The sequence below is a fragment of the Pseudomonas sp. W4I3 genome, from assembly GCF_030816195.1.
Taxonomy (GTDB): Bacteria; Pseudomonadota; Gammaproteobacteria; order Pseudomonadales; family Pseudomonadaceae; genus Aquipseudomonas.
On sequence record NZ_JAUSXS010000001.1, the window covers coordinates 4,913,175 to 4,924,907 of the forward strand.

At 61.9% G+C, this 11,733-nt stretch carries 6 protein-coding genes and 2 pseudogenes; 3 read left to right on the plus strand and 5 right to left on the minus strand.

Annotated elements, in window-relative coordinates:
* Positions 1–162 precede the first annotated feature (162 nt).
* The 3 genes and pseudogenes from QF045_RS22235 (at position 163) to QF045_RS22245 (ending at position 5,420) form a co-directional block, all read left to right on the plus strand.
* Positions 163–2,088 carry an IucA/IucC family siderophore biosynthesis protein gene (locus QF045_RS22235; protein WP_306494047.1) on the plus strand — a complete coding sequence of 642 codons (1,926 nt, stop codon included), beginning with the start codon at positions 163–165 and terminating at the stop codon, positions 2,086–2,088.
* Positions 2,078–3,290 (plus strand): annotated as a pseudogene (locus QF045_RS22240) (MFS transporter). Before QF045_RS22235 ends, QF045_RS22240 begins: the two are co-directional and overlap by 11 nt.
* Before the next feature lie 9 nt (positions 3,291–3,299).
* Positions 3,300–5,420: a TonB-dependent receptor gene (locus QF045_RS22245; protein ID WP_306494048.1), complete on the plus strand. Its 2,121-nt coding sequence runs from the start codon at positions 3,300–3,302 to the stop codon at positions 5,418–5,420.
* Between the two features lie 62 nt (positions 5,421–5,482).
* On the opposite strand, the gene QF045_RS22250 is transcribed toward QF045_RS22245, so the two are convergent.
* The 5 genes and pseudogenes from QF045_RS22250 to cysM form a co-directional block, all read right to left on the minus strand.
* Positions 5,483–6,028, minus strand: coding sequence for a DUF2058 domain-containing protein (locus QF045_RS22250; protein ID WP_003230516.1), 546 nt, complete (start codon positions 6,026–6,028; stop codon positions 5,483–5,485).
* A 25-nt stretch (positions 6,029–6,053) separates the two neighbouring features.
* Positions 6,054–6,887, minus strand: a complete 834-nt coding sequence (mazG, locus tag QF045_RS22255; RefSeq protein ID WP_306494049.1) for a nucleoside triphosphate pyrophosphohydrolase — start codon at positions 6,885–6,887, stop codon at positions 6,054–6,056.
* 153 nt (positions 6,888–7,040) lie between these two features.
* Complete coding sequence (gene relA, locus QF045_RS22260; RefSeq protein WP_124359318.1) at positions 7,041–9,284, minus strand: GTP diphosphokinase; 2,244 nt, start codon at positions 9,282–9,284, stop codon at positions 7,041–7,043.
* Between the two features lie 120 nt (positions 9,285–9,404).
* Positions 9,405–10,758: pseudogene (gene rlmD, locus QF045_RS22265) on the minus strand (23S rRNA (uracil(1939)-C(5))-methyltransferase RlmD).
* Positions 10,758–11,660, minus strand: coding sequence for a cysteine synthase CysM (gene cysM, locus QF045_RS22270; RefSeq protein WP_306494050.1), 903 nt, complete (start codon positions 11,658–11,660; stop codon positions 10,758–10,760). Before cysM ends, rlmD begins: the two are co-directional and overlap by 1 nt.
* Positions 11,661–11,733: the final 73 nt, after the last annotated feature.

Sequence of the window (11,733 nt, forward strand, 5' to 3'; positions counted from 1 at the left end):
ATTGCAAACACGCACTGAACCCGCTTGATCCTGCGGCTCCCGCCCTTCCCCACTTGAAAAATCATGTATGCAAAAAGCGTAACAACAAATAGACATTTGGTAATGATTCTCGATAGTATCGCTGCGCTTTCACTCGGCCCCACGGAAACGGAGTTTGACTTGATGCACGGATACATCATCACACCGGAACAATCGCTGCTTGGCCGCTGGGGTGAAGCTCTCGCCACCCGTCAATTCCAGGCCAGGCACCTTTCCATGGATTCGCTGGTGGCGACCTTGGCGCCCGCTTGCGAACGCAGTTTTCAACGCCTGATCCAAGCGCTGTTTCGTGAAGGCCTGCTCGACCCCGACACCCTCAGCCACGATGAACATGACCACTGCTGGTTGGTGCTACCCGACCAGAGCCGCCTGTGCTTCGAACACTTGCAGCCCGGCCGTATGGCTAGCTGGGACTTGCGAGGCAAGGTCAGCCTGCTGCGGGCCGGGCAGCCCGAACAGCGCATCCAGTTTCCGTCGCAGTTGCTGACGCTGCTCAACACCAGCCTGCAATCGCCTGCCGACCCTGAGGTCTTGAACCGTCTCAATGCAGAGATCGACGACAGCTTCATCAACGATACGCTGTGCCTCGCCTTTCACGAGCAATGGACGCAGAACCTGCACGCCTCAATGGGCGCTGAGCATCAGGACAACCTGCTCAGCTACCTCAAGAACGACGCCGAGGTTTGCAACCCGACATCAGTGCTTGAGCAATGGGGCACGCTCGGTCACCCCTGGCACCCCAACTACAAGACGAAGCTGGGTTTGGGAACAGACCAGGTGATTGATTTCTCGCCAGAGTTCGAGGCGCGTTTCCCTGTGTTGCTGTGTGCGTTGCACCGCCAGTACGCCCATGTCGAAAGCCTGGCCGGAACTACGGATTACTGGCAGTGGTGGCAAAGCCACTTCCCGCAGGCCGCCCGCCAATTGACCGCACAACTGACCGCTCAGGGTCTGGAGGCCAGCGATTATCTGCCGCTGCCTGCCCACCCCTGGCAAGCTCGCCAGGAATTACCGCAGCTGTTCGCCAATGAAATCGGTGACCGCTTGCTGGTGCTGACCGACATCGTTGCATTCACTGCCCACCCCACCATGTCGTTCCGCACCGTTCTGCCTGAAGGCCGGAGCGATGCGCCGATGGTCAAGCTGCCGGTGTCGCTGCGACTGACCAGCGTACAGCGCACCGTTTCGCCACGCTCGGCGCGCATGGGCCCGCGGATCAGCCACCTGCTGCTGGCAGTCCTGGAACGCGAGCCTGCGATTAAGAACATCCTCAGCATCGTCCCCGAGCGCATCGGTGTGCATTTCAAGCCACAGCCGGTCAATGATGAACACTCTCGCCACTTGGCGGTGCTCTACCGCGACAATCCGCAGAGGCAGCTCCAGCCGGGAGAAATGGCGGTGCCGGTGGGCAGCCTGTTTGCCACCGACCAGCACGGCCAGCCGCTGCTCAAGCAATGGGTGCGGCTGAGCAAAGGCAAGGATGACGCGGACGCCATGTTCGCCTTCTTCCACGACTACGCCGCGATTAGCGTGCCGGCACTGCTGGGCATGTATTTGCGCTACGGCATTGCCTTCGAGGCCCATCAGCAGAACTCCTTCATGGTCATGGCTGCTGACGGGCAATTGAGCCGCCTGTTGTTGCGCGATTTCGGCGATATCCGTATCGACCGCAAAACCTTGCACGCCCGTGGCCTGGACATTGAACTGCACGACCCGAAGATGACGCTGTACGACGATGCCGGTTTCGTCCGCGACAAGCTGCTGCACACGGTGTTCATGTGTCACCTGGGCGAATTGGTACTGCTCGCCTCGCGCCACTTCGACCTGCCCCAGGCACGGCTCTGGAAGGCGCTGTCGGCACAGGTCAGCCAATGCTTTGACGCCTTGCGCGGCCAGGTTGAGCCGCAACGCTGGGAAACCGAGCGCGAGGCACTGCTGGAGCTGGACTGGCCAGCGAAGTCGTTCATGCGCATGCGCCTGATGGAAAGCCACGCCGATATCGTCGGACGCCTGCCCAACCCGTTGAGCGCCATTGCCAATGCCGAATAACGGCACGGCGCTGCGGCTGCTGGTGGTGATTCAGTTGGTGTCGATGGGGGCCATGGAGATGAGCGGCCCCTTCTGGCCGCTGCAGATTCAGAAGCTGTTGGGTGTTGCCAATGCCCAGTACACCGGCCTGTTGTCTTCGCTGGTGTACGCCGGGCCCATGATGGCGGCGATGATCCTGACGCCCCTGTGGGGCCGACTGGGCGACCGCACCCGGGCACAAGCCGATGATCATCCGTGCGTTGCTGGCGTTGGCGGTGTGCCAGGCGCTGGCGGCGCTTACCCTCGACCCTTGGGTGCTGGTGGCCATTCGCGTGGCGCAAGGGGCCCTGGCCGGTTTCATCGCGGCAGCCCAAGCCTATGCGCTGGCCTGCTGCGGCGACGGTGGACGCGGGCATATTCTGGCCCGGCTGCAATCGGCCACCGCCGTCGGTTCCCTGGCCGGACCGGTGTTGGGCGGCTGGCTGATGGATATATCCGGTTTCGCATTGCTGTGCTACAGCGCCACCGCCGTCTGCGTGTTGTGCGCAATAATCAGTCTGTTTTTACCCAACGACTCACCCCGATCGAGACCTGCACGCACCTCGAAGCCCGCCGCACTTCCCAAAGGCTGGATTGGCGGGATGCTGGGAATCATCGTATTGATTCAAGCAGCCAAGATGATGCCGCAACCGTTCTACGCGTTATATGTTGCCGATATCCTGCACGCCCCCGCGTGGCTGATCGGCGCCAGCTATGCCGCCAGCGCATTGACCCTGGCGCTGTCCGCGCCGTTATGGGGCCGCCTGTTCGATCGACATCAACCCGCACACACGCTGCGCATTATCGAGTGGGTCACCTGGGCCTGCGCCTTGACGCTGGCCTTCACGGCGCTGGCCAGTGAATGGCTGGGATTCATCGCCAGTCGACTGCTATGGGGCGTGTGGCAAGGCGCCTTGTTGCCCGTTGCCTACACGCTGATCGCCAACACCGTAGCGCCGAGCCAGCAAGGTTTCGCCCTGGGGATGGGCAACAGCGCCGCGAAAGCAGGTGCGTTGGGCGGCGCGCTGATCGGGGGCATCGGCATGGGCTTGGTGGGTTTGGCGCACAGCTTCTGGCTGGTGGCACTCACCTATGCATTGGCCGCCGTCGGCATCCGCGCAATCCGCTCGTTGACGTGCATGCCTGAAACATCGGCTCTTTCTGTCAATACTTCTAATAACTGAGACAAGCTCATGAACACATCGCAATGGGCAGTGCTGCTGCCGCTTTTCGGGTCGATAAGTGCCCCTGCCTGGGCCGACCAGACAGAGCAGACCCAGGCCGCGCCGACCACCCTGCAGTTACAGGAGACCGTGGTCTCGGCCACGCGCAATGAAACCAGCATCGCGCAGATTCCAGGCTCGGTGCAGGTGATCAACGAAGAGCAGATCCGCCAGCAGACCGGGGCCGGACGCCGCGTCGCCGATATCCTCGGCCAACTGGTGCCGGGTATCGCCCCTTCCAGCGGCGGCATGAGCAACTTCGGTCAGACGCTTCGGGGGCGCAATACCCTGATCCTGATCGATGGGGTTTCCCAGAACGCCACACGGGATAACTTCCGCCAGCTCAACAGCGTAGCGCCGGAAAGCATCGAACGCATCGAAGTGATCTCCGGCGCCAGCAGTGTCTACGGCGCAGGCGCATCAGGCGGCATCATCAACATCATCACCAAGCGCAACAAGGGTGAAGACCTGGCCTTCAGCAGCAAGGTCGGCATGACCGCCGGCAATAACTTCAGCCACAAGGGCTTTTCCTACGAGGCGTTTCAAAGTGCCACAGGGCGCAAGGGCCCGGTGGACTGGTACCTCTCAGGCAACACCGTGCAGCGCAACGACCAGTTCGACGGCAACGGCAAACGCATCCCTCAGGACACGTCCCAGGGCAGCAACATGGACACCGACACCTACGACCTGCAAGGGCGCTTCGGCTACGAGCTCGATGACGACAAGAAGCTCAGCCTGTCGCTGCAGGACTACAAGGACGAGCAAGACACCCGCTACACCAAGAACCCACGCATCACCAGCTCTGCGGTCGCGGTAAAGGGCCTGGACCTGGGCGACCAGCCTTACACCCACAACCAGGCGGTCAACCTTAACTACACCGACAAGGATTTCTACGGCCAGGGCCTGCAGGTGGAAAGTTACTGGCGCCGCGCGGATGCGTTGTTCTTCCCGGACCTGTCCAGGGGCCGAGCAGGCGTATCGGACAACAACAGCGTGCAAGATGTGTATGGCTTGCGCGCAGCGATCGACACACAGATGCCGGACATCGGCCCGGCGACCGGCAACCTGGTCTGGGGTGCCGACTATGACCATGAAACCTCGCGTCAACGCGGCGACCAGTACCGCGTCAACGGCCTGAGCTACACCAAGACCGGCACCACCTTCGAGCTGGGCCCGGACATCCAGACCACCACCAAGGCCATCTTCGGCCAACTGTCCTATGACATCGGTGACTGGACCTTGCGCGGTGGCGTGCGCCGCGAGTGGATCGAGAGCGATGTCGACGACAGCATCGCTTACGGCGAAATCGTTCAGACCGGCAACCGCGCGACGCTGCCGGGCGGCACCCTCAAGTATGACGACACCCTCTACAACCTCGGCGCGGTGTACCACCTGACCGAAAACCAGGATGTATTCGCCAACTTCAGCCAGGGCTTTTCCCTGCCGGATATCCAGCGTTTCCTGCGTGACGTCAACAGCACGTACAACATTCAGGACCTCAATGCCCAGGCGCTGAAGGTCAACAGCTATGAACTGGGCTGGCGTGGCAACTGGGACAAATGGCTGGCCAATGTCACGGCGTATGAAAACACGTCGGATGTGACGCAGTTCTATGACGCCAATGACCGCGTACTGCGCCTGATCAATCAGAAAGAACGCGTGCGTGGCATCGAAACCAGCCTGACCTACAACGTCAACGACCAATGGTCAGTAGGCGGCACGTACGCCTACGCCAAAGGCGAGACCCAGCAGAACGGCAAGTGGATCGACCTGCCCGCCACCCGTATCTCGCCCGCCAAGACCACAGCTTTTGTCGGCTATGACCGTGGCGACTACAGCCTGCGCCTGCAGGGCATGCGCCTGGCCAATTACGACGCCGCGTTCAAGGACAACAACGGGCGCGATATCCAGGGCTACACCCTGGTCGACCTGCTCGGCTCGGTAAGCCTGCCGGTAGGTCGCCTCGAAGGTGCGGTGTACAACCTCAGCAACCGCAACTACCAGAACATGTTCGCCCAGGCCAACGCCCGCGCGCCGTACCCGAATGCCGAAGGTCGCACCTTCAGCCTCAGCTATGCGGTGGATTGGTAAGCTGCACGCAGCTGGTTAAAACACAAACCCCGCCTTTTGGCGGGGTTTGTTGTTTCAGCGGCTTACCACATCAGATCGTCAGGGATCTGGTAGGCAGCGTACGGATCGTCCTCATCCGGCACCTGGCTTTCCGTCAGGATATTGAGTTGCACGATACGCTCCGGCGCGCGCTCCTGGATCTTAAGCGCGGCTTCGCGCGGGATCACCTCATAACTGCCGCCGTGGTGCACGATGGCCAGGGAGCCGTTGCTCAGTTTGTTGCGCATCAGCGTGTTGACCGACAGGCGCTTGACCTTCTTGTCATCCACGAAGTTGTAGTAATCCTCGGTGGTCAACTTAGGCAGGCGCGAGGTTTCGATCAACTGCTTGACCTGGGCCGTACGCGCCTTGGCCTCGGCTTTTTCCTGCTGCTGACGGTTCAGCTCCTGGTCACGCTTGACCTTCTCGGCGTGCGCCTCGGCCGCCAGGCGCGCCTGGGTGTCATCGACTTCAGCCTGACCCTTGTGGACCAGCCGCTGCTGTTTCTGCTTCTCTTTGCCGACCTGCTTGGCCTGCTTTTGGTTGACCAGACCTGCTTTGAGCAACTGGTCGCGAAGGGAAAGGCTCATGGTGCTTACTCACTTGGGCAACTGCTCAACCGCAGCTGGATACATTCTTTTCCTGGCGTTTGGCTTCGCCCCACAGGGCGTCCAACGTTTCGAGGGTGCAATCTTCTATGGGTTGGTGCGTGTCGCGCAATGCCTGTTCGATAAATCGGAAACGACGCTCGAACTTGGCGTTGGCACCGCGCAGCGCGGTTTCCGGGTCGACCTTGAGGTGACGGGCCAGGTTGACCGCCGCGAACAACAGGTCACCGACTTCATCGGCAATGGCCGCCGAGTCGTTATCGGCCATGGCTTCGAGCACTTCATCGAGCTCTTCACGCACGTTATCCACCACCGGCAACGCCGACGGCCAGTCGAAACCTACCTGGCTGGCGCGCTTTTGCAACTTGGCGGCACGCGAGAGAGACGGCAAGGCGGTGGGCACATCATCGAGCAGGGACAATTGCTCGGGGGCGTCGGATTTTTCCGCGCGCTCCTCAGCCTTGATCTGCTCCCAGCGCTGCTTGACCTGCTCTTCGCTCAACTGCGGGATATCCAGCGGTGCATACAGGTCGCCGGTCGGAAACACGTGGGGGTGACGCCGGATCAGCTTGCGGGTGATGCTGTCGATGACCCCGGCAAATTCGAAGCGCCCTTCTTCGCGCGCCAATTGGCTGTAATACACCACCTGGAACAGCAGATCGCCCAATTCACCTTGCAGATGATCGAAGTCGCCGCGCTCGATGGCGTCGGCCACTTCGTAGGCTTCTTCGAGGGTATGCGGCACGATGCTGGCGTAGGTTTGCTTGATGTCCCACGGGCAACCGAATTGCGGGTCGCGCAAGCGGTTCATCAGGTGTAGCAGGTCTTCGAGTGAATACATCAGTCTCTTTCCGATCAGTTCAGAACGCCGCCGATCAACTGTGGGAGGGGGCTTGCCCCCGATAGCGGTAGATCAGCAATATAGGTGCTGACTGATCGGCCCTCATCGGGAGCAAGCCCCCTCCCACCTTTCAGGCTGCGTTAATCCAGATATTCATGGGGTGCGATTACGCCGCGTCTCGATGATGTTCGGCAACTGGGAAATCCGCCCCAGCAACCGCCCCAGCGCATCCAACCCCGGAATCTCGATGGTCAGGGACATCAACGCGGTGTTGTCCTCCTTGTTGGAGCGGGTGTTGACCGCAAGCACGTTGATCCGCTCATTGAGCAGCACTTGTGACACATCGCGCAGCAGGCCGGAGCGGTCGTAGGCACGGATGATGATGTCCACCGGGTACGTGAGCACCGGCACCGGGCCCCAGCTGACCTGGATGATCCGCTCTGGCTCGCGCCCGCCCAGTTGCAGCACCGAGGCGCAGTCCTGGCGGTGAATGCTCACCCCGCGGCCCTGGGTGATGTAACCGACAATGGCATCGCCCGGCAACGGCTGGCAGCAACCGGCCATCTGCGTCATCAGGTTGCCCACGCCCTGGATCTGGATATCGCCGCGCTTGCCAGGCTTGTAGCCGGTGGCCTTGCGCGGGATCAGTTCCAGCTGTTCGTTGCCGCGCTCCGGCTCCACCAGTTGCTGGGCCAGGTTGACCAATTGGGCCAGACGCAAATCACCGGCACCGAGGGCGGCGAACATGTCTTCGGCGATCTTCATGTTGGCCTTTTCGGCCAGCTTGTCGAAGTCCACCTGGGGCAGGCCCAGGCGCGCCAGTTCGCGTTCGAGCAGGGTCTTGCCGGCGGCGACGTTCTGGTCGCGGGCCTGCAGCTTGAACCAGTGGACGATCTTCGCCCGCGCGCGCGAGGTGGTGATATAGCCCAGGTTCGGGTTCAGCCAGTCGCGGCTCGGCGTGCCGTGCTTGCTGGTGATGATCTCGACCTGTTCACCGGTTTGCAGGCTGTAGTTGAGCGGCACGATGCGCCCGTTGATCTTGGCGCCCCGGCAGTTGTGGCCGATTTCGGTGTGCACGCGGTAAGCGAAGTCCAGTGGCGTGGCGCCCTTGGGCAGGTCGATCGCGTGGCCGTCGGGGGTGAAGATGTAGACCCGGTCCGGTTCGATATCCACGCGCAGCTGTTCGGCCAGGCCACCGATGTCGCCCAGCTCTTCGTGCCACTCCAGCACTTGGCGCAACCAGGAGATTTTTTCTTCGTACTGATTGGAACCGGCCTTGACGTCGGTGCCCTTGTAGCGCCAGTGCGCGCAAACCCCCAGCTCCGCCTCTTCGTGCATGGCGTGGGTGCGAATCTGCACTTCCAGCACCTTGCCTTCAGGGCCGATCACCGCCGTGTGCAGCGAGCGATAGCCGTTTTCCTTGGGGTTGGCGATGTAGTCGTCGAATTCCTTGGGAATATGCCGCCACAGGGTGTGCACGATCCCCAGCGCGGTGTAGCAGTCGCGCATTTCCGGCACCAGCACACGCACAGCGCGTACGTCGTAAATCTGGCTGAACGCCAGGCCCTTGCGCTGCATTTTGCGCCAGATGGAATAGATATGCTTGGCGCGGCCGCTGATGTCGGCATCCACGCCGGTGGCCTGCAACTCGGAGCGCAACTGGCCCATCACGTCGCTGATAAAGCGCTCGCGGTCGAGCCGCCGCTCATGCAGCAGCGTGGCGATCTGTTTGTATTGATCGGGTTCGAGGTAGCGGAAGGACAGGTCCTCCAGCTCCCATTTGATATGGCCGATACCCAGGCGGTGCGCCAGCGGCGCGTAGATATCGAAGACCTCGCGGGCCACGCGGTTGCGCTTTTCGTCGTCGGCGGTTTTCACCGCACGGATCGCGCAGGTGCGTTCGGCCAGCTTGATCAGCGCGACGCGCACATCGTCGACCATCGCCACCAGCATCTTGCGCAGGTTTTCCACTTGGCCCTGAGTACCCAGCACCATGGACTGACGCGGACTGAGGCTGGCACTGATGGCCGCCATGCGCAGCACGCCGTCGATCAGCTTGGCCACCACGGCGCCAAATCGCTGACTGACGGTCGGCAACGGAATGTGCCCTTCACGCACGCCGCGATAGAGCACGGCGGCGATCAGCGAATCCTGGTCCAGCTTGAGATCGGCAAGGATCTCGGCGATTTCCAACCCGGTACGAAAGCTTGAGGTGCCTTCCGCCCACAGGTTCTTGGCCGCATTGTCTTGCTGTTCAGACTCACGAGCGAACTCGCAGGCTGCTTTCAAGGCTTCACGGTCCAGTGCCGGGTCGACACTGACGGCATGATCCAGCCATGCCTCGAGATTGATACTGCCGTCGGTGTTGATCGGCTGGTGTGCTCTCACCTGTACCATCTTGCTTACCTTCCCTACGACGCACCTTGGATGCGCCAAAAATCATCGCCGACCTTGCTGCAGGCTCCCTGGCAGTTCACGGCCCTGGAGACTGCAGGCCAGTCGGATTAAACGGGCATCCTAGCCCGCTTCAAATAACGCCATGGCCTCGACATGCGCTGTCTGCGGAAACATGTCGAGGATCCCGGCACGCTTTAGCCGGTAACCTTGCTTGATCAATTCAACGGTGTCCCGCGCCAGCGTGGCCGGGTTGCAGGACACATACACCAGACGCCTGGCACCCAGGTTGGCAAGTTTACGCACAACCTCCTGGGCACCATCGCGGGGTGGGTCCAAGAGTACCGCAGAAAAGCCTTGTTTGGCCCATTGCGCATCCATCAGAGGCTGGGACAAATCGGCTTGAAAAAACTCGGCGTTATGCAAATTGTTGCTTAAGGCATTCTGCGCAGCGCGCTCGACCATCGCCTGCACACCTTCCACGGCAATCACTTCGCGTACCTGCCTGGCCAGTGGCGAGGGCGAAGTTGCCCAGCCCGCAAAACAGGTCCAGCACCCGCTCATCGGGTTGCGGCGCCAGCCATTCCAGGGCCTGGGCCACCATCGCCTCGTTGACCGCGGCGTTGACCTGCACAAAGTCCCCCGGCCGGTAAGCCAGCTCCAGGTCCCATGCCTCCAGTCGAAAACCAAGCGCCGTGGCTGGCTCGACCGGTTCCGGTTGACCTTCGCCATGCAGCCACAATTGCGCGTCATGGAACGCGCAGAATTCCTTCAGTACCCGCATGTCCGCGTCTGACAGCGGTGCCATGTGCCGAAGCAACACGGCGATGGACGACCCGCTGAACAGCTCCACGTGCCCCAACGCCTGCGGTTTGCTCAAGCGGCGCAGCATGCCCGGCAGACGCTGCATGATCGGCTGCAAGGTCTGTACCAGCACCGGGCAATCATCGATGGCGACGATGTCCTGGCTGGCCACGGCGCGCAAACCCACCTCGAGGTGCTTGGCCTTGGCATCCCAACGCACCGCCACGCGGGCACGGCGGCGGTAGCCGAATTCCGGCCCGCTCAAGGGCGCGGCCCATTCTTGCGGTTCGACGCCGGCCACACGGGATAATTGCTCGGCGAGCATGCGCTGTTTCAGCGCAAGTTGTTCGTGATGAGGCAGGTGCTGCACGCTGCAGCCGCCACAGCGGCCAACGTGGGCACAGGGTGCGGGGCGGCGCAGTTCGCTGGCGGTGAATACACGCTCAGTGCGCGCCTCAACCACCTTGCCGTGGGTGCCGAGCACCCGTGCTTCCACCTCTTCGCCGGCCAACGCGCCGTTGACGAACCAGGTACGGCCTTCGAAGAACACGATGCCGCGACCGTCATTGGCCAGGCGTTCGATGGTCAGGCGTTGCTTTTTGCCTACGGGGATCTGCGGGGCCCGGCTGCCGCCCGTCGGTTGGAAGCGCAGGCCTCTCTCGTGCTTGGCCATCAGTTGGGTTCGTCGAAGATGCCGGTCGACAGGTAACGGTCGCCTCGGTCACAGATGATCGCGACGATCACCGCGTTTTCGACTTCCCTGGACAAGCGCAACATACCGGCCACAGCGCCGCCGGACGACACGCCGCAGAAGATGCCTTCTTCACGGGCCAGGCGGCGGGTGGTGTCTTCGGCTTCACGCTGAGCCATGTCGATGATGCGATCCACCCGCGTGGCGTTGTAGATCTTCGGCAGGTACTCCTCAGGCCAGCGCCGGATACCGGGGATGGCTGCGCCTTCCATCGGTTGCAGGCCGACGATCTGAATCGCCGGGTTCTGCTCCTTGAGGTAGCGCGAGTTGCCCATGATAGTGCCGGTGGTGCCCATGGAGCTGACGAAATGGGTGACGGTGCCCTGGGTCTGGCGCCAGATTTCCGGGCCGGTGCTGGTGTAGTGCGCTTCCGGGTTGTCCCCATTGGCGAACTGGTCCAGCACCACGCCACGGCCTTCGGCGGCCATGCGTTCAGCCAGGTCACGCGCGCCTTCCATGCCCTCTTCCTGGGTGACCAAGACAAGCTCAGCGCCATAGGCGGTCATTGCCGCCTTGCGCTCGGCGCTGCCGTTGTCGGGCATGATCAGCACCATCTTGTAACCCTTGATCGCGGCGGCCATGGCCAGGGCGATCCCGGTATTACCCGAGGTGGCTTCGATCAGCGTGTCGCCCGGCTTGATCTGCCCGCGCAGTTCGGCGCGGGTGATCATCGACAGCGCCGGACGGTCCTTGACGGAACCAGCGGGGTTGTTGCCCTCAAGCTTGAGCAACAGGGTATTGCTGGTTTCACCCGCCATGCGTTGCAAGCGGACCAGGGGTGTGTTGCCGACGCAATCGGCGATTGTGGGGTACTGCAAGGTCATGGCGTATTCGCAATCCAGACTGCGGGGGCGGACATCATACCGGGAAAGGTCGGCGGGCCATATCACGCAAAGT